Source organism: Micromonospora sp. NPDC047521 (assembly GCF_055587305.1).
Window position 1 is genome coordinate 20,198 of the sequence record NZ_JBVJGN010000019.1, and the last position, 20,124, is coordinate 40,321.

Sequence of the window (20,124 nt, forward strand, 5' to 3'; positions counted from 1 at the left end):
ACGCGGGTCCTGGGCGTGCGAAGACCAGTACCGCTTTCCCCCAAATGTATCTGCCACCCCCTTTCAGGAGAATCTCGATGAAGCAATCGCGCACCTGCGTCGCCGTGGCGCTGCTACTCGCGGCAACGGCGTCCATGACCGCTTGCGGGGCCGGTTCCGGATCAGCCGGCAGCACCGAGCCACAGGCCGTGAGCACGGTCAACGGCACCGGCAAGACCGTCACGGTCTGGGTGATGACCGATGACTACACCACCGAGACCCTCGATGCGATCAACACGGAGTTCACCAAGCAGACCGGCGCCAAGGTCGACGTCCAGGTGCAAGCGTGGGATGGCATCACCACCAAGATCACGACGGCGCTGGCAACCTCGACTCCGCCCGACGTGCTGGACCTGGGCAACACCCAGGTTGCCAGCTTCGCCGCCACCGGAGGCCTCAAGGACCTCACCCCGTACGCCGCGGACCTCAAGCAGGGCCAGACCTGGGTTGCCGGCCTCGCCGACCCGGCCACCGTCGACGGCAACCTCTACGCGGTGCCGGGCTTCGCCGGCGCCCGCGCGGTGATCTACAACAAGACCATGTGGGCCAAGGCCGGCATCACCAGCGCCCCGACCACCTTCGCCGAACTGACCGCCGACCTCGACAAGGTCCGCGCGGCCAACCCGGCTCCGGACTTCTCGCCGTTCTACCTGCCCGGCCAGAGCTGGTACGCGGGCATGCAGTTCGTCTGGGACGCCGGTGGTGACATCGCCACGAAGTCCGGTTCCACCTGGACCGCAGGCCTGGGATCGCCCGCGTCGCAGACCGGACTGGCCGCCTACAAGTCCTTCCAGAACACGTACTCGGTCCCGGCCTCCCGGACGGTCGACAACGTGTCCCCGGACCAGACCCAGATCTTCGCCGACGGCAAGGCTTCGGCCATGCTGGACACCAACGGCAGGATCGCGATGATCAAGAAGGCCAACCCGAAGATCACCGATGCCGACCTCGGCACGTTCCCGATGCCGGGCTCCTCGGGCAAGACCCAGCCGGTGATGATCGGCGGCTCCGACTGGGGCATCGCCGCCAAGAGCGCCAACGCCGACCTCGCCCTGCAGTGGGTCAAGATCGCCGCCAGCCCCGAGGTCCAGAAGACCTGGGTCGCGGGCCACGACGGCTGGATCCCGAACAGCACCGAGGCCATCAAGGCGGCGGACAGAACCCTGCCCCCGCTGCAGAAGGCGTTCTTCGGCGCGGCGCTGAACTCCAAGGCCACCCCCGCCAGTGCCAACTGGGCCCGGGTCGAGGGGAACAAGGACATCAACACCCTGTTCTCCTCCATCGCCTCGGGCACCAAGACCCCCCAGGACGCGGCCGGCGCGTTTGACGCCGCGGTGGGCAAGGCCCTGAATGCGGCGCAGTGACAGCCCACCCCGCCCGGACCTGGCCGCAGACCGCGGCCCGGCCCGGGCGGGGCGCCCCACCCTCTCCCCCGCTCTCGGGGCCGCAGTCCCGCCGGTGACCCGCCCGGCCACCACCGGTCGGCCGCGGCGTGAGGATCGGCGAAGCCGAGCGGCCTGGCTGCTGGTCTCCCCCGCCGGGATCGTGCTGCTGGCCTTCACCGTCGCCCCGATCGCCTTCCTGATCTTCACCTCGTTCACCGACTACAGCCAACGGACCCTGTTCACCGGGCGCTATGAGTTCGTCGGAGCCGAGCAGTATTCGACCCTCGTCGCCGATCCGGAATTCTGGTGGGCGCTGCTGCGCAGCGTGCTGTTCACCACGGCCATGGTCGCGGGCAGCATCGTGGTCGGCACGGGCGTGGCCAGGCTGCTGACCCGGCTGACGACTGTCATGCGTACGGTGGTCACCCTGGTGCTGATCCTGGCCTGGGCGATGCCGACCGTGGCCTCCTCGCTGGTCTGGAAATGGCTGTTCCAGCCCGGTTACGGCGTGATCAACTGGCTGCTGACGCAGACCGGATTGTTCGGCGACCTGACCAACACCGACTGGGCCAACAACCCCACCCTGGCCTATTTGGCAATCTGGCTGCTCGTGGTGTGGCAGGCGGTGCCGTTCATCGCCCTGACCCTGTACGCGGCGCTGACCCAGATGCCGGCCGAACTCCAGGCGGCCGCCCGCATGGACGGCGCCGGCGAGTGGCGCGTGTGGTGGTCGATCACCCTGCCGTTCCTGCGCCCGACCCTGCTGCTGGTCACCTTGATGTCGGTGATCTGGGACTTCAACGTCTTCAACCAGATCTGGCTGGTCTCCGCCGGTGGACCTGACTCCGCGACCACCACGCTGGGGATCTTCGCCTACCGCACCGCCTTCGTGACCTTCCGCATCGGCCAGGGCGCCGCCCTCTCCGTCATCACCACCGCGATCCTCGTGGCGATCACCGCCTTCTACATCCGCAGCATGCTGCGCTCCGGGGAGGACCTGTGACCAACCGTCGGCCGCGCCGTGATCACGCCGGGAACCCGGTAGGCGGCTGGTGGAACAACACCGCCGCGATCATCTTCAGCCTGATCTGGGTGTTCCCGGTCTACTGGATGGTGAACACCGCCTTCAAACCCCGTTCCGAGGCGATGACCTCGACCCCGCTGTTCGTCCCGAAGGCACCCACGCTCGGCAACTTCGACGCCGCGATCAGCCAGACCGACTTCCTGCTGAACCTGCGCAACAGCCTGATCGTGGTCGGCGGATCGGTCGTACTGGCCCTGGTGCTGGGGATGCTCGCGGCCGCAGCCCTGTCGAGGTTCCGGTTCCGTGGGCGGCGCACCATCATGGTCGCGATCCTGATCTTCCAGATGCTGCCGGGCACGGCCCTGTTGATCCCCACGTTCCTGGTGTTCAACCAGATGGGTCTGCTCGGCACCTTCCTCGGTTTGGTGCTGGCCTACGTCGCGCTGGTGTTGCCGTTCTCGATCTGGGTGATGCGCGGCTTCTTCATCGCGATCCCGGTCGAGGTCGAGGAGGCCGCGCGGATCGACGGCGCCTCGACCTGGCAGATCCTGGTCCGGGTCCTGTTCCCGTTGGTGGTGCCCGGGGTCGTGGCGACTAGCGTCTTCGCGTTCATCACCGCGTGGAACGACTACCTGATCGCCTACACGTTCATGCAGGACCAGGACCACTACACCCTGCCGGTCTGGCTGGCCTCGTTCAGCACACCGCTGACCGGCACCGACTTCGGTGGCCAGATGGCCGGCTCGGTCATCTTCTCGCTGCCCGTGGTGGTCTTCTTCCTCATCATCCAACGCAAGCTGGTGACCGGCATCTCCGCTGGCGCCGTGAAAGGGTGACCCGCTCGATGCCGCTGCCACTTCCCGCCTCGTTCCTGGACGGCGACGGCGTGTTCCAGCTGACCGCCTCCACCGCCATCGACGCCCCCGCCGGCCTCGCCGCCGTCGCGCAGTGGTTGCAGGACGCTCTGCGCCCGGCCACCGGGCTCCCGCTGCCGATCACCGAGGATCGGGCCGAGCAGGCGATCGTCCTGCGCATCCGCCCGGAGCTGGCCGCCGAGGCGTACCGCCTGGTCGCCGGCCCGGCCGGCACCACGATCGAGGGCGGTGACAGCGCCGGCGTCTTCTACGGCTGCCAGGTGCTGCTGCAACTGCTGCCGCCCGCGATCTACCGCAGATCGCCGGTCGGGCCCGCCCTCTGGGCGGTGCCCGCCGTCACCATCACCGACGCCCCACGCTTCGGCTGGCGCGGAGCGATGCTCGACGTGGCCCGGCACTTCATGCCCAAGCACGACGTGCTGCGGTTCGTCGACCTGCTCGCCATGCACCGGCTGAACACCCTGCACCTGCACCTGTCCGACGACCAGGGCTGGCGGGTCGAGATCCGGCGCCACCCCGCCCTGACCGAGGTTGGGGCGTGGCGCCGCGAGTCCCAGCTCGGCGCCACGCCCGACGCCCCGGGCGACGGGCGCCCGCACGGCGGCTTCTACACCCAGGACGACGTCCGGGAGATCGTCGCCTACGCCGCCCAGCGCCACATCACCGTGGTGCCCGAGATCGACCTGCCGGGGCACACCCAGGCCGCCATCGCCGCCTACCCGCAGCTTGGCGTCACCGGGAATGCACTGCAGACCTGGACCCGGTGGGGGATCAACACCAACGTGCTGAACACCGAGGACAGCACCGTCGCGTTCTTCTGCGAGGTGATGGACGAGGTGATGGATCTGTTTCCCAGCCCGTACATCGGCATCGGCGGCGACGAGTGCCCGAAGGAGCAGTGGCACACCGACGCGCGTACCCAGGAGCTGATGCGCCTGCGGGGGTTGCGCGACGAGAACGAGTTGCAGTCCTGGTTCATCAGCCGGATCGGCGAGCACGTCGCCGCCCGGGGACGCCGCGTGTTCGGGTGGGACGACCTCCTCGAAGGCGACGCGCCGTCCGGGGCCGTGGTGGCCTCCTGGCGGGGCATGACCGGGGCCGTCACCGCGGCCCGGCGCGGCTTCGACGTCGTCTCCTGTCCCGACGACCAGGTCTATCTGGACTACCGCCAGTCCGAGGATCCCCGCGAACCCATCCCCTTCGCCGTCCCGCTCACCCTGCGCGACGCGTACGCCTTCGACCCGGTGCCCGAGGAGCTCACGCCCGACCAGGCGGCACGAGTGCTCGGCGGTCAGGCGAACATCTGGACCGAGCACATGGACACACCGCGAATCGTCGACTACTACGCCTTCCCGCGGCTGTGCGCCATCGCCGAAGCCCTGTGGAGCCCGAAGGACCGCTCCTACGAGGAGTTCCTGCCGCGGCTCGAAGCCCACCTGCGGAGGCTGGACGTCATTGGCGTCGAGTACCGCCCCCACCAGGGACCCCTGCCCTGGCAGACCCGGCCCGGAGTCGACGGCAAACCCGCGACCCGGGACGAATGGGCGACGTTCATCGAGGGCCTCGTCGCCGGCATCAAGACCTGAGCGCGCCACGCGGCACGCGAAGGGCGTCATCCCCCGCAAGGACGTCCGAAGATCGGAGCAACGGTGAAACGGATTCCCCCACCCCCGTCCCGCACCACACTCGCGATACTCCTGATCCTTCCTCTCCTGCTCGCCCTCGGCGTGATCACCGCACCCGCAGCAAGCGCCGCGGTGGCCGGCGGTGCCGTCACCATCGGTGGCAAGTGCCTCGACGACGCCGACTTCGGCACCGCCAACGGCACCGCCATCCAGGTTTTCACCTGCAACGGCTCGTCCGCGCAGAGCTGGACCTGGCGCACCGACGGCACCGTCGCGGTCACGCCGGCCACCGGGACCACCAAATGCCTGGACGTCACGGGCGGCTCGCACGCCACCGGCGCCCTGGTCCAGCTGTACGACTGCGTCGCCAACGCCGCGCAGAAGTTCAAGGCGTTGCCCGACGGCACCATCTACAGCGTCCAGTCCGGTAAGTGTCTGGGCGTCGTGGGCGGCTCGATCGTCAACAACGCACGGGTCGGCCTGGCCCCCTGCGACCCGGCCCAGGTCACGCAGCGATGGACCGCCGCCACCGCACCCATGTCGGCGTACACCATCTCCTCCGGCGCGGCCGTCCCCTTCAACAACGGTGACGACACCCCGAGCTTCCCCTACATCGACGCGAACGGTCAGTTCTACTACCAGTCGGCGCACGCGCTCTACGGGGTGAACGACAAGCGCAAGTGGTCGTTCTTCACCGGCGCAAACTTCGACAACGTCACCACCGCCGCGATCACCTCGGTGGCCGACAACGCCGACACCACCACGCGCTGCAACACCAGCCCGACCGGGGTGAACGCCACCCCCAGCTCGGGGTATCCCCTGCCGAACTACTGCGACCTGACCGGTGTGTGGGTCGACCCGGACACCGGCTGGTGGTACGGCCTGGTCCACAACGAGTTCACCGGCCAGCCCTTCGGTGACGGCCTGCATTTCGACGCCATCGACTACGCCGTCTCCAAGGACAAGGGCAACACCTGGGCCATCCCGGGCCACGCCCTGACCTCCCCGTACAGCACCACCCGGGGGGACACCGCCGCCTTCCCCCAGTCCACCTACTACTACGGTGACGGCGACCCGCGCCTGTTCGTCGACTACGCCTCGGGATACTTCTACGTCTTCTACGCCACTCGCGCGGTCGGCAAGACCGGCGGCGCCGTGTGGCTGCAGCACGTCGCCCGGGCTCCGATCGCCCAGAAAATGGCCTCCAGTTCCTGGACCAAGTGGTACGACGGCGCCTGGCAGACCCCCGGGGTCGGCGGCGCCGAGAGCAACATCATTCCGGCCGAGGGCCTGGGCAGCGGTTACACCCCGCCGAACAAGGACTATTCCCCCACCGCCACCGGCACCGTGGCAGCGCAGGTCGCTGCCGGCACGATGCCCGACAGCTCCCAACTCGCCGTCATGAACGTGGCCTGGAACGCCTACCTCGGCCTGTACATCGGGACCCCGCAGAACAACGTCGCCCAGAACACCGGCGTCAACACCCCGCTGCACTTCTACGCCACCAGGGACCTTGCCACGCAGCAGTGGTTCGACCTCGGGCTGACCAACGGGAACCTCAACGGGGCGTGGTACCGGTGGTTCCTCGACTCCGGCAACCTGACCAGCTCCACCGTCGTGGGCAAGACGTTCCGGTCCTACTGCGTCGTGGCCTGCTCGACCTACGGCGCCGAGTACACGCCCATCACCCTGCAACCCACCTCGGCATCCGCGCTGCCCACCGCCCCCGTGGCCGCGGGCACCGGTTACCAGATCCTGGCCTCCACCAACCGTTACCTGGTCCAGAACGGCACCGCCCTGACGACCAGCGGATCCAGTAGCACGTCGGCATCCCAACAATGGATGTTCAATGCCACCGGCGACGGCTTCTTCACCGTCACCAACGCGGCCTCCGGCCAAGCGCTCGGCGTCGACTCGAGCACCAACGCCGGGCGCGCCTGGGCGGCACCGACGACCATGACCACCCTCGGCTCCAGCCCCACAACCGGCCAACAGTGGTATCTGCAGACCGTCGTGCGCAGCCCCGCCACCAGCGGCGCTTCCACGGCTACGGGCACCTACCGGCTCGTCAACCGCTACAGCGGCCTGGCCCTGAGTCTGACCTCCAGCGCACCCGGGGCGGTCACGGCGCCCCAGCGCAACTGGGACAACACCGGGACCGCGGGGGACACCCGACCGGCAGCGGCCCAGACCCTCAGCTTCTCAGCGGCCGGCGGGAGCACCGGCACCGATCTGGCACTCAACAGGCCCACCACCGCCTCGTCCGTGGAGCCGGGAACCACCTACACCGCGAACCTGGCCACCGACGGCAACGCCAACACGAGGTGGTCCAGTGGCTACTCCGACATCCAATGGCTGCAGGTCGACCTCGGCACCAGCCGCACAATCACCGAGGTGAAACTGTCCTGGGAGGCCGCCTACGCCAAGGCCTTCCAGATCCAGACCTCGACCAACGGCACAAGCTGGTCCACCATCTATTCCACCACCGCCGGCACCGGAGGCATCCAGGACCTCACCGGCCTGACCGGGTCCGGCCGCTACCTCCGGATCTACACCACCGCCCGGGGAACCGGGTACGGGTACTCTCTGCGGTCCTTGCAGGCCTACGGCAGCTGATTACCCGATCGGGGACCGTCGGGCGGTGGTGGCACTGCCACCGCCCGACGACCGCGACCGGCCATGGACGGCAACCGGTTCGACACCAAGTGCGGGGATACGGGCGGGTTACGAGGTATCGCTCAGCAGAATTCTCGTAGATCGGTCGGCGTCCGTGCCGGCCCGCCTGGCATAGCGGCAGACGTCGTGCACCCAGTAGTCCAGATACCTGTCCACGGCCTCGCGATTGGCAAGATCCAGCGATAGCCACTCCCGCGCCGCCCGGACCATCTCGGCTGCGGCCTGCTGATGCCCGTCATGGTTGAGCTCCACCCGGTCGGTTAGATCGCCCCAGATGAGCCACACGAAGCCTGCTGGCTCCACCTCCAACGACGCATGCGCAGAAGCCCCGTGGATGTCCAGCGCTACCTCGTAAGGATCCTCCGCGGCGATGAGGTTCTTGGCCAACGCGGTGACCTCCCGCAGGTATGCCACCTCGGTGCCATCCTGCGCTGGGCCAGTCATGCCCCAGGATCGCATCCGGCTGCGAACCGCGCTCGGAGTTACGAGACGTCTCTTAGAGGGTCAGTCGTCGTCGCTCTTCTTCTTGTCGCGGTCCATGGCCAGGTCGAGCGCGAGGACGCTGCCGATGATGAGCAGCGGGTCGACGCCGGCAGTGACCTGCACGGCGTAGGTGTCCCGGATCGTCAGCCACCGCTTCGAGACCGCAGCCACCTCGGTGCCGTCACGTTCGATCACGTACTCGTGGTCGAGCAGGTCACCCTTCATCTCCAGGTCGTCGGGCCCTGGCACGTCGATGGTGAACTTGTCGCGGAACGGCGTGAGCAGATTCTTGCGGACCTCTGCGGCCTTCTCGCCGCCGATCCGGATCTCGTACGTGGGACGCAGCGCCACCAGGTGCCGGTGCAGCGTGGCGGCCTCATGGCCGGAGGCGTCCTCGATGACGACCTTGTTGCGGACGCTGAACACCTTGCCGTCGACGTGGAAGACCTTGGTGCCGTGCTCGTCGAGCACGTCGAAGTCGTCGCCGATCGAGAAGAACCGCTCCCTGATGACAAACATGATTCGATTCTCCCCCACCTTGCCCGGAAGCGCCGGTCGGCCGGGCGCGACCGCTCGGTACCGCCGCCTTCATGGGTCCACTCCGCAGAAATGACGCCTGAGTACGCCGACTGATGCCCCGCCGAGTTGAGCCATCCACGCTGGACCGCATGACGTCTGAGGCGGTCGGCACAGGTCGACGGGGTGGTCCGATCGTGGGATTCCTGGTCCTGGTCTGGGCCTGCGGACTGATCGCGGCGGCCGTGTGGTTGATGGGCATCAGCCTGGAGCAATGGAGCGTCAGCTACGACAACCAGCCCAACGAACTCGAGAACGTCGAACGTCGCGCCAGCCTGGCCCTGCTGATTGCCGCGTTGGTCGCGACGGCCGGGCCGGCCCTCATCGCGCTCGTCGCGTACCACCTGCGGCTCGTACGCACCGCAGTCGTCTTCCTGGTGCTGACCGTTGTGATCGCCGTGCCCGCCGTACCGCTCGCTGCCTCCGCCGGTCGGGGCCTCGAGCCGGCGCCGGCAGCGACGACGCCCGGCCCGCCGGGGCACTGCGTGGAACACAGCGGCGGTGACACCCGCTGCCCGGGCGGCTGACCGAACGGTTCCGTCGGACCGGCGTGCCATGATGCCGCTCACCCCAAGACAAGGAGCATGTCGGAGCGGGAGTTGGTTTGGTTGCGTGTACGCGAGGCGGTGGCGGGGCTCAATGCCGACCGAGCCGACCTCTTCCGGGGCCGGCTCCCCTGTCGGGAATAGCATCCCGCTCGCTATCCGCAGTGGATGGCAGTCGAGGCCGTGACCGGGATCGAACCGGCGTGCGCGGTTTTGCGGACCGCTCCCTCACCACTCGGGCACACGACCAGGCAGAAGCGCCCGCGGAGGGAATCGAACCCCCGACACCCAGCTCCGGAAGCTGGTGCTCTGTCCCCTGAGCTACGCGGGCATGCGTGGGAGTGGAGAGATTCGAACTCCCTGAGCGCGAACGCACCGGGGTTACAGCCCGGCCCACCTCGCCATCGGTGGCGCACTCCCCTGAGCTGACTCGAGGGTGCTGACCCCTCGTCCTCCGGTGTCACAAACCGGCGCTTCTACCGTTGAGCTACAGCCACACCTTCGGCCCGAGGGCCAGTGCCCGCGGAAGGTGTCGAACCTCCGACCCCCTGGGTGTGGACCAGGTGCTCTCCCGTTGAGCTACGCGGGCATGCGCGGAAGGGGTGGGATTCGAACCCACGAGGAGACCTCCGCCCCCTGCACCGTTTCCAACGGTGTCCCCGTGACCGCCGGGACCCCTCCACTGCTCCGACGACTGGACTCGAACCAGTACCTGTACGGATCAACAGTCCGCTGCCCTACCGGTTGGGCGACGCCGGAATGGTCGCGCGTGCGGGATTCGAACCCGCTTCACCAGCTTGAAAGGCTAGGGGCCTACCCATAACCGAACGCGCGTCTGTGTGCCCCGAGCTGGTGTCGAACCAGCGGCCTTCGGCTTGTCGAGCCGACGCTCTCCCGCTGAGCTACCGGGGCGGGAGCGGGGGCGGGATTCGAACCCGCGATGTCCGGCTTATGGGGCCGGCGAGGACGACCGAACTCCTCTACCCCGCAAGTGCCGCCGAAGGGAATCGAACCCCCGCAGTCCGGATCAAAGTCCGGAGCCCGGCCATCAGGCGCCGGCGGCATCGTGCTGCGCTGCGCGCTGGACTGGACTGGAACCAGCGACACCCGCTTCAGGAGAGCGATGCTCTATCCCGCTGAGCTAGCGGGGCAAGTTGGTACGCCGCCGGAGGATCGAACTCCGGTCCCCGGATTAAGAGTCCGGTGCTAAGCCACTCAGCTAGCGGCGCATGGCGGTGAGGGAGGGAGTCGAACCCCCAAGGCCTTGCGACCCTGTCCGCTTTCGAGGCGGCGCCCGTCACCTGTCGGGTGGCCTCACCGTGAGTCGGGATGGCCGGGCTCGAACCGGCGGCCTCCGGTCCCCCAGACCGGCGCGCTACCGACTGCGCCACATCCCGATGCGTGCCCCCGGCGCGATTCGAACGCGCGACCCCCAGATCCGTAATCTGGTGCTCTATCCGCTGAGCCACGGGGGCATGGTGTCGTCGGAGGGAGTTGAACCCACGTTCTCTGCGTTATCAGCGCAGTGCCTTAACCAACTTGGCCACGACGACAGGCGGAGAGGGAGGGATTCGAACCCTCGGCGGTGTCACCCGCTCCGCGTTAGCAACGCGGTGCCATCGGCCGGACTAGGCGACCTCTCCATGGCGCTGACGGCGGGACTCGAACCCGCGACCGCCTCGCTGACAACGAGGTGCTCAAGCCGCTGAGCTACGCCAGCATGGGACCCGCCAGCAGCCGGTGAGTGGAATCGGGCGGAGTCGAACCGCCGGCCTCTGCATTGCGAGAGCAGCGCTCTACCAACTGAGCTACGACCCCATCGCGCGGCCGTCCGGAGTCGAACCGGCTCTTCCTGGGTCCCCAGGGCGGCGGTTCCACTTCGCCTTCAGCCTTGCGTGCGCTCGGGGGGAGTCGAACCCCCACATTCCTCACGGAATACACGGACCTGAGCCGTGCGTGTCTACCTGAGTTCCACCACGAGCGCGTGGTGCCGACGCCCGGTGTCGATCCGGGGGCCTTCCGGTCATGAGCCGGATGCTCTGCCGTTGAGCTACGTCGGCAGGGAGAGCCGGCGGGGCCACCCGAACGGCCTACCTCGTCCTCACGAGGGGCGCGCACCGCCAGTCGTGCTGCGCTGGCATCGCCCGGCGGGTCGTCGGGAGCCGGGACGGTGCCGCCGGTTCGACAACGGGATCACCGGCAGGGGCGCGACACCCCTGCCTCCTCCCTGGCGTCCTCGTCCGCGAGTGTGAAGCCGGCGGCCGGACTCGAACCGGCTGCCTCCGAATTACAAGGTCGGTGCTCTGGCCCGGTGAGCTACGCCGGCTTGGTGCCCTCGACACGAGTCGAACGTGCAACTACGGCCGCCTCACGACCGCGCCTCTTCCATTGGGCTACGAGGGCATGTTAGCGACAGAGTCCCTTCCGGTTTGCCGGCGCAATGGGCGCACCCTGTGCCGACCCGCTTACGCGCCCTGCCGTGGCTCCCAGGCCAGGATTCGAACCCAGCTCCCCGCATCCAGAGTGCGGTGTCTTACCGAATAGACGACCCGGGAATGGTTTTGCGTAGGCCATACGGGGCTCGAACCCGTAACCTCCTGGCTGAGACCAGGTGAGCTGCCAGCTTGCTCCAATGGCCCATGGAGTCGGCCGGGAATCGCGGTCGCGAGCCCACGATCGCCGCCAACGTGCCCTCCTCGGAGCCCTCGGGGGACTTCACTCCCGTGCGCTACGGGTTATGCCCGGAGGGTATGGATGCGTGGAGAAGGAGGGATTCGAACCCTCGACCTCCGGTCTGCCGAACCGGCGCTCTCCCATCTGAGCTACAACCCCATAATCCGGGACCGGGGTGTCGAACCCCGTATCTCTCGCTCCCAGAGCGAGCGGGTCAGCGGTCTCCCTCGTCCCGGAGGTAATGCCCCCGGCCGGCCCCGCGCAGGCGCCGGCCGGGTTTTTGCTTATGCCATCCACTGTGAAGTTGAGAATCTGCAACGCCGCCGGCCGCAGCCGGGACGAAAAGCAGGGGCGGCAGGACTCGAACCTGCGACCTTCGGTTTTGGAGACCGGTGCTCTACCAGTTGAGCTACACCCCTATGAAGTTGTTCAGTAACGAGAAAGCCGCCCTGCCCCTGTCGGGGTGGGCGGCTTCGCAGCTTGCGCTGGCGCTATTCGCGCCGCCACCCCGGCTTCCAGTTCTGCTCACTCGCGCACAGATCGTGGGCTCGCGCAATCGAGGGCAGCACGACACCGTCGCGCGGCATGAGCCGCGTGGTTTCGGTATAGGCGTACTGCAACACGGGGAACTCCTTGGATGGGTCGGGACGGCCTTGCTCATTCAAGGTAAGGGTTGTGCCGATCGGATGGCAATGGATATACCGAGCTACCTTCATGTGACTCATGGCCGGCTATAGCGGGTTACTGGCGGCGGACAGCCGCTTGAGCATCCCGGCGGTCGAGACGATCAGCAGTTCAGCGTCCTCGCGCCGCGGCAACCGGCTTCTGCGTGCCGTACGCGTCGCGGACCGGCTTCGAAGCCTGGCGGGCTGAGGCGATCGCCCGTTCGATGTTGCCTGCCGTAGCGGTCGTCGTGCTGGACACCGGCCGCACTTCAAGATCAGGTTCTGTCGCGGTGACGGCGAGCTTCGATGTCGCGCAGCACATCCGGGCCCCATTGGCCGGCGTTCCAGTCGTCGCTGGTCGGAGTGGGCGACAGCGGCCACGCCGGGTCTTGCCTGGCGACCGGCGAGTAGTGTCCGGCGACGACTCCGTTGACTTGGGCGATCAGCCGCAGGACCCGCGCCGGCTGTGCGGCACGCCCCCGAGCAGTGCGGTGGCTCCGAGGGTGCGCAGAGCCGCTTGGCCAACCAACGGCTACTTACCGCATTGACCTACGCACATTCCCCGCCGGCACACCATCGCCACGCTCCTCGACCAGGCCCACACCGACATGCCAACCGCGGCCGCAGTCGTACCGGAAGGACCCACCCTTGCCGAATGCGACGCAAAGCTCTCTCGCTACCGCGGCTGGTGCTGACCCGGCCGTGGTCGCCGGCTGGATCGCCGAAACCCAGGCAGAACGGCAACGCGCCGAGCAACGCCACCAAGCGCCAGCCGAAGAAGAACCCCGCATACCCGCTCGCTTCAGCGAGGATCAGATCATCGCCATTGTCGAGGAGCTCGGAGACCTCGTGGACGCCCTGCGGGACGCCGAGTCGGAACACAAGCTGGAGGTCTACCGCAGCCTCGGGTTGCACCTGACCTACGACCCGGAATCACAAACGGTGCGGGCAAATGTCGATCTTGCCACGCACCGTTGGGATTCGGTTCGTGTCCGAGGGGGGACTTGAACCCCCACGCCCTATACGGGCACTAGCACCTCAAGCTAGCGCGTCTGCCATTCCGCCACCCGGACCTACACGTTCAGCCTACCTCGCCGGCCTGGATGATCTTTCATCGGAAGGCCGGCCCAGCGGGCCGCACGGGGAGTTACTGTACACGCCGCTCGTGGATCATGCACATCGCCATGCTCCCGCCTCGTCCAGGCGCTCCCGCCGCTGCTCAGGTGGGCTCGCGGGATGCCACCGACGCCGTCCGCAGCCGTGTCCGGGTAGCGGTCGGCGCCCCTCTGCCGGCAGCATTGGCACGTGCCCCATCCCTCTCCCCTGGCGGCCGCCCAGCACCGGGCCCTCGCCCTGCGTGCCGCGGGCGATCTGAGCGCCGCCCGGCAGTTGCTGGCTGAGGCCGTCGAATCGGCGCGCCCGATGTTCGGCGAGGACCACCCGGAGATGCTGCACACCGCGCATCTGCTGGCCCGCCTGCACCGCGAGGCGGACGACCCGCTCGCGGCCCGCCGGGTGTTGGAGGAGGCGTTCGCGGCGGGCGAGCGGCGGTGGGAGAACTTTGACCCGATGCTGCTCGCCCTCGCCTTCGAGTTGGCCGAGGTGGCCGAGGAACTGGGCAACCGGCACGAGGCCCGCCGCAACTACACCCGGGTGGCCACCGCCGGGCCCGCCGCGCTCGGTGAGCACCACCCGGCGGTACGTGCCGCCCGCGCCTACCTCGGCGACGCCGCCCCCGCGTCGGCGACGGGCACGGTCCGGGCGGAGACAGGCAGCCAGTCGGCGCTCTCCGGTCCGACGCTGTCCCTGGCGACCTTGGCCGCGATGCGGCCGGCGGCGAGCGGTGCCCCCGGGCCCGCGTCACCGTGGGCTCCCCCGCAGCCGCCGGCTACGTCCCCACCGACACCTCCGGGGGTACGCGCACCCGCCGCGCCCGCCGCCCGTACCGGCGCCACCGCACCACCGGCACCCGCACCCGTCCAGCCGGCGACGGCCCCGACCGCCCCGGCACAGACCACCACGCCAGCGCAGCGCACCGCCCCGGCACAGACCACCACGCCAGCGCAGCGCACCGCCCCGGCACAGACCCCCGCACCGGCACAGCCCACGGCACCGGCACAGCCCCGGTCCGCCCCTCTCCCGCAGCAACCAACCGCGCCCGCGCTGCCGCCGCGTCAACGCGTCCACGAGACTCCTCCCGCGCCGCCGGCGACTGGACCGGCGACTCCGGCCCAGGTCGGAGGCCAGGCGACGCAGCCGACGGGCCAGCCGCCCCCGCACCGGCCGTCCGGACCGGCCCTCCCGCCACGCCAACGCACAGCGGAACCGGCCCGCCCAGCCGTCGGCGCGCCGCCCGGGCCGTCGACCCCCCCGGCACCGAACTCGGCCGCCGCGCCCCCGGAGCCGGCACCCCGTTGGGACAACCCGACGGTCCAGGTACGGCAGATCGAACCGCTACTCGCCGAGGAGGCCGCCCGCACCGCAGCCGGGCCCGGCGGGACGAGCGGATCAGGCACGGGTGGACCCGTCAGCGGAAGCGAATCGGACAGGGCGCAGCACGCGGCCGGACCAGTGCGGCCGGCCAGCGGAGCGCCCTCCCCCACGGTCGGCACGCCACCCGCGTTCCCGCAGCCGACCTCCGCGCCACCGGCCCATCCGGTGTCCGGTCCACCCGCGCACCCCCATCCCGTCTCCGCGCCTCCGGCCCACCCCTATCCGGTCTCCGGACCACCCGCGCAGACCTACCCCGTGTCCGCACCGCCGGCACACGGCCACCCGGTGTCCGGGCCACCCGCGCACCCCTACCCCGTGTCCGCACCGCCGGCACACGGCCACCCGGTGTCAGCGCAGCCCTACCCCGTCTCCGCACCACCGGGGCATGGTCACCCGGTGTCCGGGCCGCCCGGCCAGGGGCAGCCCTACCCCGTGTCCGGGCCGCCGTACCAGCACCCCATCTCGGCGCCGCCGGTGAGCGCGCCTCCCGTACCTCCGTGGGGGTTGACCGCACCGTCGTGGAGCGGCGGCGGCACGGCGGCGCTGGCCCAGGCCCCGGTGAGCGCCGCTCCGGCGGACACCGACGTGGGCGGACCAGCCGCCGGGGGTGGAGACGTGTCACCACCTCACCCGGCCGACGTCGCGATGTCCGACGCGACCGTCGTCATGCCGGCCGTCCAGCCGGCGAGTAGCGGCCCGCCCGGGGGCGACATCCGGGCGAACGCGCCGGCGGAGCAGCACCCGTACCCCGTCCAGGAGCCGTACCAGCCGTACCGGCAGGCGTACGCCGATGAGGGTGGCGGGTCGACGGGCCGGAACCGGGCGACGCTGATCGGCGCGGTCGTGGCGAGCGGGGTGGCAGCGGTGGCGCTGGCCGGCCTGGGTGCGGTGGTGTTGACGCGCGACGACCCGCCCCCGGCCGGGACCGGGGCGCCCGCGCCGACGGTGGCGGTGACGGCGACCGGGCCGCCGCCGGGTGACCTCAAGCTTCGCGACGACTCGGTCACGATCACGTTGAGCTGGACGGACCCGACCGGCGGGGCGGTGCCGTTCATGGTGGCCGGCGGTCGGGCCGGGTCGGCGTTGGGGGTGATGGCCACGGTGGACCCGGGCCGGACCAGCTACACGGTCAACGGGCTGAGCCCTCGGGTGGACTACTGCTTCACGGTGCTGGCGGTCTACTCCACTGACAACTTCGCGACCTCGGGGCAGGTGTGCACGACGCGGGAACGGTCCACGCCCCCGAGCTGACCTGGTCGTCCACACCGCACACGCTGGGTATCCACAGAGGTGACGGTGCGGGTTCCCCCCGCCCCGGCCGGGCCATATGATGGCACCCGGCTCAGGGGAGGGGTTGCCGCGAGGCGCGCCACCTGCCACGACTCAGGGGAGGCAGCCGGCTGTGGCCAGCATCGACGACGCCGTGCGGACCGACGCCCCCCGCTCCCGGTCCCGGCTGCGCGGTGGGCTGGTGACCGTCGGCACGGTGACGGCACTGTTGGCGGCCATGGGGTTGACCGTCCTCGGGTTGGGGGCGGCGGACAACGCGGTGGCCAACTACGACGCGAGTTCCTGGCTGTGGAGCGCGGCGCGCGGGGAGCTGGCCCGGGTCAACGGGGTCACGGCCCGGGTCGACACCCGCACCGAGGTCGCGGGCACGCGCCGGCACCCGATGCAGGTCACCCAGACCGATCGACTGCTGATCCTGCGTGACCTGCAGAGCGGGCAGGTCAGTTCACTTGACCTGGCCACCCTGCAACTCACCGCGACGACCCCGACCACCCCCGGCCTCGGCGTGAGTGTGGCCCTGCACGAGGACGCGGCGTTCGTCGTCGACGCCGTGCAGGGCATCGTCCGGCAGCTCGATCCGCGTTCGTTGACGCCGGTCGGCGAGCCGGTGCGCTATCCCCCGGGCATCACCGGCGGCACGTTCGACGGCGAGGGGCGACTGTGGATCGCGGTGCCCAGCGAGGGCACCGTGTCGGCGGTGACCGCCGCGAAGTTACCGTCCGCCGCGGCGTCGGGCACGCCGGCCGGCGGCGGGCTCAGCCCGGAGCGGGTCGAGACGTACGACGTCGCGGAGCCCAGCCACGAGCTTGTCGTCTCCACCCTGGACGACGGGGTGGCGGTGCTCGACCGTACGGCCGGCAAGCTGGTGCGGGTGCGGCGCGGTGAGGTGCGCCCGACGCCGTTGACGCTGCCCGGGCCGGCGGCGCTGCCCGCTCGCACCAGCGGGTCGCGCGTCCCGGTCACCGTGACCGGAGACCGGCGGGTGCTGGTGGTGGGTGACGGTGGGCAGGAGCGGGAGTTCACGGTCCCGGGCAGTGGTGACCGGCTCAGCCCGGCGGTGGCGTGGGCGGACCGTTTCTACTGCGCCGACGAGGCCACCGGCACGATCTACTCCTTCGACGCCGGCGGCCAGCTGGTCGACACAATCCGTGGCCGGGCGAACGGGCCGCTGGAGCTGGAGGTCCGCGAAAACCACCTGTTCATCAACTCCCCCGACGCGTCGACCGCCCGGGTGGTGGACGACAAGCACCAGGTGCGCGAGGTCGACAAGTACGCCAACGACGTGCTCGGCGGTGACCCGCCGCCCGTCCCTCCGCCGCCGCCCCCGCCGAAGAAGCCCAGGGTGGGCAAGCCGAGCGCGCCGCGCAGTGTCACCGCCGCCGCCGGCAACGCCCAGGCCCGGGTGAGCTGGCGGCCGGCCGCCGCGAACGGCGCCGAGATCATGAAGTACGTGGTGGAGGGCGCCGGCCAACGCCTGGAGGTGGGCGCCAACCAGCGTGCCGTGGAGGTCAAGGGCCTGACCAACGGTGAGACGTACCGGTTCGCGGTGCATGCCGTCAACGCCAAGGGTGAGGGCCCCTCGCGCAGCAGCAATCCGGTGACCCCGACCGCCGCCGTGCCCGATCCGCCGGCCAGCGTCACCGCGCAGGCGCGGCCGGACGGCACGGTGGTGGTGAAGTGGCCGGCGGCGAACGGGCAGGGCAACAAGATCGCGAAGTACGCGGTGACGGCCAGCTCGGCGGGTACGAACGCGCCGGCAGGTGAGTCGACGAAGACCGAGCTGGTGGTGCCCGCCGGGGAGCTGGAGTTCGGCACCCAGTACGCGTTCACGGTGGTGGCGGTCAACAGCAGGGGCGCCGGTTCGGCGGCCTCACCGGTCAGCAACACGGTGGTGCCGTTCGCGGCCCCGGGCAAGCCGCTGGACCTGCGCGCCGGTACGGTCGCCGACCAGCCGGGCGCGGTCAGCGTGCAGTGGGCGCCAGCGCAGGCGAACGGCCGTCCGGTGACGAAGTACCTGGTGGACGTCGGCGGGCGGGTCAGCGAGGCGACGGACACCAGTGCCACTGTCACCGGGCTGGGCAACGGCCAGAACGTCGCGGTGAAGGTGAAGGCGGTAAACGAGGCGGGGCCCGGCCCGGAGGCCACCACGACGGCGCGTACGGTCGCCGAGCCGAGGGTCACGGTGACCGGCTCGTCGGCGACCGCCACGTCGGCGACCGTGACGTTCACTGTGGACGCGGGCGGCGGAAGGGCCACCTGCTCGGTGAGTACGCCGGGTGAGCCGGCGAAGGCCGGGGCGTGCTCCAGCATCACGGTCCCGGGGCTGACGCCTGGCACGAAGTACACGTTCACGGTGACGGCGAGCAACGCCGCCGATAAGGGCACGGCCACGAGGGCGCAGCAGACCGAGCCGCTGTACGGCATCGCCACCTGCAACAACGGCCCGGACGGCGACCAGCGCACCTACTGCAACAAGGAGATCCCCGGTAAGCGCAACGGCAACGAGGTCTTCTCCGTCCCCCGGCAGGACAACGACAAGCAGGTGGGCTGGGCCAAGCCGGGCCGCCGGCTCCAGGCGTACTGCAAGAAGTCGGGCGAGGACGTCGACTCGTGGATCTACAACGACAAGAAGCGCAGCACCTGGTGGGTGCAGGTCGAGTTCGACGGGAAGAACTACATTCCCTGGGCCTGGCTCAACCTGGAGGGCGGCGACAACATCAACGTCCTGCCCACCTGCTGAGCCACCAGCCAAGGAGCACCGCCGACCGTGAACACCCACGAGCCGCTCACCCAGCCGGAGGTGCAGGGCTTCGCCTCCCTGGCCGCCCGGCTGGCCGAGAACGTCAACGCGGTGGTGCTCGGCAAACCGCAGGTGGTGCGGCTGGCGTTGACGGCGCTGTTCGCGCAGGGTCACGTGCTGCTGGAGGACGTGCCAGGGGTCGGTAAGACGACACTGGCGCGGGCCATCGCCGCCACTGTGAAGGGCGAGTGGCGGCGCATCCAGTTCACGCCCGACCTGCTCCCCTCGGACGTGTCCGGCGTGACCATCTTCAACCAGGCGAGCAGGGACTTCGAGTTCCATCCGGGGCCGGTCTTCGCCAACATCGTCATCGCCGACGAGATCAACAGGGCGTCGCCGAAGACCCAGTCGGCGCTGCTGGAGGTGATGGAGGAGCGCACTGTCACGGTGGACGGTGTCCGGCATCCGGTGCCGTCGCCGTTCCTCGTGGTGGCCACGCAGAACCCGGTGGAGATGGACGGCACCTACCGGCTGCCCGAGGCGCAGTTGGACCGGTTCCTGGTGAAGCTCTCCGTCGGCTACCCGGACGAGGCGGTCGAGGTGGAGGTGCTGCGCGGCGCGACCGTGCGGTCCCCGGAGGCGCTCGCCCCGGTCACCGACACGACGACAGTCGGGGAGATGGTCCGGATGGCCCGTCGGGTGCACATCGCCGAGCCGCTCTACGCGTACGCGGTCCGGTTGGCCGCCGCCACCCGTACCCACCCGCAGGTGCGGGTCGGTGTCAGTCCCCGGGGGGTCATCGCGTTGACCCGTGCGGCGTGCGCGTACGCGCTCATCGACGGGCGGGGCTGGATCATGCCGGAGGACCTGAAGGCGCTCGCCGAGGCGGTGTTCGCGCACCGGCTGCTGCTCACCCCGGACGCCCAGGTGCGCGGGGTGACCGCGGCGGAGGTGCTGCGCCAGGCCATCGCGTCGGTGCCGGTCCCGCTGCCGTCGGGGCAGCCGGCGCCGGTGCAGGGCTGACCGGCAGCAGCG

At 69.9% G+C, this 20,124-nt stretch carries 13 protein-coding genes and 28 tRNA genes; 10 read left to right on the forward strand and 31 right to left on the reverse strand.

What is annotated here, in order from left to right; all coding sequences use genetic code 11:
* Positions 1–77 precede the first annotated feature (77 nt).
* From ACZ6N8_RS28310 to ACZ6N8_RS28330, 5 genes are all read left to right on the forward strand, one after another.
* On the forward strand, positions 78–1,403 hold the full coding sequence (locus tag ACZ6N8_RS28310) for a sugar ABC transporter substrate-binding protein (protein ID WP_466013762.1): 1,326 nt from the start codon (positions 78–80) through the stop codon (positions 1,401–1,403).
* The gene (locus tag ACZ6N8_RS28315; protein ID WP_466013764.1) at positions 1,390–2,427 is read left to right on the forward strand and encodes a carbohydrate ABC transporter permease; all 1,038 of its coding nucleotides are present in this window, start codon (positions 1,390–1,392) and stop codon (positions 2,425–2,427) included. The genes ACZ6N8_RS28310 and ACZ6N8_RS28315 overlap by 14 nt, the downstream gene beginning before the upstream one ends.
* Complete coding sequence (locus ACZ6N8_RS28320; protein WP_466013766.1) at positions 2,424–3,284, forward strand: carbohydrate ABC transporter permease; 861 nt, start codon at positions 2,424–2,426, stop codon at positions 3,282–3,284. Before ACZ6N8_RS28315 ends, ACZ6N8_RS28320 begins: the two co-directional genes overlap by 4 nt.
* Positions 3,285–3,292: 8 nt before the next feature.
* Positions 3,293–4,909, forward strand: coding sequence for a beta-N-acetylhexosaminidase (locus ACZ6N8_RS28325; protein ID WP_466013768.1), 1,617 nt, complete (start codon positions 3,293–3,295; stop codon positions 4,907–4,909).
* Between the two features lie 63 nt (positions 4,910–4,972).
* Entirely contained in the window at positions 4,973–7,564 is a 2,592-nt protein-coding gene (locus tag ACZ6N8_RS28330) for an RICIN domain-containing protein (protein WP_466013770.1), read from the forward strand.
* Between the two features lie 108 nt (positions 7,565–7,672).
* Here ACZ6N8_RS28330 and ACZ6N8_RS28335 read toward each other — a convergent pair whose 3' ends face one another.
* Entirely contained in the window at positions 7,673–8,038 is a 366-nt protein-coding gene (locus ACZ6N8_RS28335) for a hypothetical protein (RefSeq protein ID WP_466013772.1), read from the reverse strand.
* 90 nt (positions 8,039–8,128) lie between these two features.
* On the reverse strand, positions 8,129–8,626 hold the full coding sequence (locus ACZ6N8_RS28340; protein WP_466013774.1) for an LURP-one-related/scramblase family protein: 498 nt from the start codon (positions 8,624–8,626) through the stop codon (positions 8,129–8,131).
* Positions 8,627–8,775: 149 nt separating this feature from the next.
* Between ACZ6N8_RS28340 and ACZ6N8_RS28345 the strand changes: the two genes are divergently transcribed.
* Positions 8,776–9,210, forward strand: coding sequence for a hypothetical protein (locus tag ACZ6N8_RS28345; protein ID WP_466013776.1), 435 nt, complete (start codon positions 8,776–8,778; stop codon positions 9,208–9,210).
* A 196-nt stretch (positions 9,211–9,406) separates the two neighbouring features.
* Here the strand turns inward: ACZ6N8_RS28345 and ACZ6N8_RS28350 are convergent.
* The 28 genes from ACZ6N8_RS28350 to ACZ6N8_RS28485 all read right to left on the reverse strand — a co-directional run bounded on the left by ACZ6N8_RS28350 (position 9,407) and on the right by ACZ6N8_RS28485 (position 12,524).
* Positions 9,407–9,477, reverse strand: a tRNA-Cys gene (locus ACZ6N8_RS28350).
* A gap of 9 nt (positions 9,478–9,486) precedes the next feature.
* Positions 9,487–9,559: transfer RNA gene (locus ACZ6N8_RS28355), tRNA-Arg, on the reverse strand.
* Between the two features lie 5 nt (positions 9,560–9,564).
* Positions 9,565–9,648 (reverse strand) — tRNA-Tyr (locus ACZ6N8_RS28360).
* 97 nt (positions 9,649–9,745) lie between these two features.
* Positions 9,746–9,817: transfer RNA gene (locus ACZ6N8_RS28365), tRNA-Val, on the reverse strand.
* A 5-nt stretch (positions 9,818–9,822) separates the two neighbouring features.
* Positions 9,823–9,909, reverse strand: a tRNA-Ser gene (locus tag ACZ6N8_RS28370).
* Positions 9,910–9,913: 4 nt separating this feature from the next.
* Positions 9,914–9,987: transfer RNA gene (locus ACZ6N8_RS28375), tRNA-Asn, on the reverse strand.
* A 1-nt stretch (position 9,988) separates the two neighbouring features.
* A tRNA-Glu gene (locus ACZ6N8_RS28380) sits at positions 9,989–10,062 on the reverse strand.
* Positions 10,063–10,068: 6 nt separating this feature from the next.
* Positions 10,069–10,140: transfer RNA gene (locus ACZ6N8_RS28385), tRNA-Val, on the reverse strand.
* A 2-nt stretch (positions 10,141–10,142) separates the two neighbouring features.
* A tRNA-Met gene (locus ACZ6N8_RS28390) sits at positions 10,143–10,218 on the reverse strand.
* Between the two features lie 2 nt (positions 10,219–10,220).
* Positions 10,221–10,291, reverse strand: a tRNA-OTHER gene (locus ACZ6N8_RS28395).
* Positions 10,292–10,308: 17 nt separating this feature from the next.
* Positions 10,309–10,371, reverse strand: a tRNA-Arg gene (locus ACZ6N8_RS28400).
* A gap of 12 nt (positions 10,372–10,383) precedes the next feature.
* A tRNA-Lys gene (locus tag ACZ6N8_RS28405) sits at positions 10,384–10,457 on the reverse strand.
* Between the two features lies 1 nt (position 10,458).
* A tRNA-Ser gene (locus tag ACZ6N8_RS28410) sits at positions 10,459–10,547 on the reverse strand.
* Between the two features lie 5 nt (positions 10,548–10,552).
* Positions 10,553–10,625: transfer RNA gene (locus tag ACZ6N8_RS28415), tRNA-Pro, on the reverse strand.
* Between the two features lie 5 nt (positions 10,626–10,630).
* Positions 10,631–10,703 (reverse strand) — tRNA-Arg (locus tag ACZ6N8_RS28420).
* 1 nt (position 10,704) lies between these two features.
* Positions 10,705–10,781: transfer RNA gene (locus tag ACZ6N8_RS28425), tRNA-Ile, on the reverse strand.
* 3 nt (positions 10,782–10,784) lie between these two features.
* Positions 10,785–10,871 (reverse strand) — tRNA-Ser (locus tag ACZ6N8_RS28430).
* A gap of 1 nt (position 10,872) precedes the next feature.
* Positions 10,873–10,948, reverse strand: a tRNA-Asp gene (locus tag ACZ6N8_RS28435).
* Between the two features lie 25 nt (positions 10,949–10,973).
* A tRNA-Ala gene (locus ACZ6N8_RS28440) sits at positions 10,974–11,046 on the reverse strand.
* A gap of 78 nt (positions 11,047–11,124) precedes the next feature.
* Positions 11,125–11,212, reverse strand: a tRNA-Leu gene (locus tag ACZ6N8_RS28445).
* Position 11,213: 1 nt separating this feature from the next.
* Positions 11,214–11,288 (reverse strand) — tRNA-Met (locus ACZ6N8_RS28450).
* A 192-nt stretch (positions 11,289–11,480) separates the two neighbouring features.
* A tRNA-Thr gene (locus tag ACZ6N8_RS28455) sits at positions 11,481–11,554 on the reverse strand.
* Between the two features lies 1 nt (position 11,555).
* A tRNA-Leu gene (locus ACZ6N8_RS28460) sits at positions 11,556–11,631 on the reverse strand.
* Positions 11,632–11,708: 77 nt separating this feature from the next.
* Positions 11,709–11,783: transfer RNA gene (locus ACZ6N8_RS28465), tRNA-Gln, on the reverse strand.
* A gap of 11 nt (positions 11,784–11,794) precedes the next feature.
* Positions 11,795–11,867, reverse strand: a tRNA-OTHER gene (locus ACZ6N8_RS28470).
* Positions 11,868–11,987: 120 nt separating this feature from the next.
* Positions 11,988–12,060 (reverse strand) — tRNA-Ala (locus ACZ6N8_RS28475).
* Between the two features lie 187 nt (positions 12,061–12,247).
* Positions 12,248–12,320, reverse strand: a tRNA-Trp gene (locus ACZ6N8_RS28480).
* A gap of 72 nt (positions 12,321–12,392) precedes the next feature.
* Positions 12,393–12,524: a hypothetical protein gene (locus tag ACZ6N8_RS28485; RefSeq protein WP_466013777.1), complete on the reverse strand. Its 132-nt coding sequence runs from the start codon at positions 12,522–12,524 to the stop codon at positions 12,393–12,395.
* A 690-nt stretch (positions 12,525–13,214) separates the two neighbouring features.
* Between ACZ6N8_RS28485 and ACZ6N8_RS28490 the strand changes: the two genes are divergently transcribed.
* A complete protein-coding gene (locus tag ACZ6N8_RS28490) occupies positions 13,215–13,574 on the forward strand; it encodes a hypothetical protein (protein ID WP_466013778.1) in 360 nt (119 codons plus the stop codon).
* Here the strand turns inward: ACZ6N8_RS28490 and ACZ6N8_RS28495 are convergent.
* Positions 13,556–13,639 (reverse strand) — tRNA-Leu (locus tag ACZ6N8_RS28495). The genes ACZ6N8_RS28490 and ACZ6N8_RS28495 overlap by 19 nt on opposite strands.
* 232 nt (positions 13,640–13,871) lie before the next feature.
* Here ACZ6N8_RS28495 and ACZ6N8_RS28500 point away from each other — a divergent pair.
* The 3 genes from ACZ6N8_RS28500 to ACZ6N8_RS28510 all read left to right on the forward strand — a co-directional run bounded on the left by ACZ6N8_RS28500 (position 13,872) and on the right by ACZ6N8_RS28510 (position 20,112).
* Complete coding sequence (locus ACZ6N8_RS28500) at positions 13,872–16,310, forward strand: fibronectin type III domain-containing protein (RefSeq protein ID WP_466013780.1); 2,439 nt, start codon at positions 13,872–13,874, stop codon at positions 16,308–16,310.
* Positions 16,311–16,461: 151 nt separating this feature from the next.
* Positions 16,462–19,089, forward strand: coding sequence for a fibronectin type III domain-containing protein (locus ACZ6N8_RS28505; RefSeq protein WP_466013782.1), 2,628 nt, complete (start codon positions 16,462–16,464; stop codon positions 19,087–19,089).
* 27 nt (positions 19,090–19,116) lie between these two features.
* A complete protein-coding gene (locus tag ACZ6N8_RS28510) occupies positions 19,117–20,112 on the forward strand; it encodes an AAA family ATPase (protein WP_139586047.1) in 996 nt (331 codons plus the stop codon).
* Positions 20,113–20,124 lie beyond the last annotated feature (12 nt).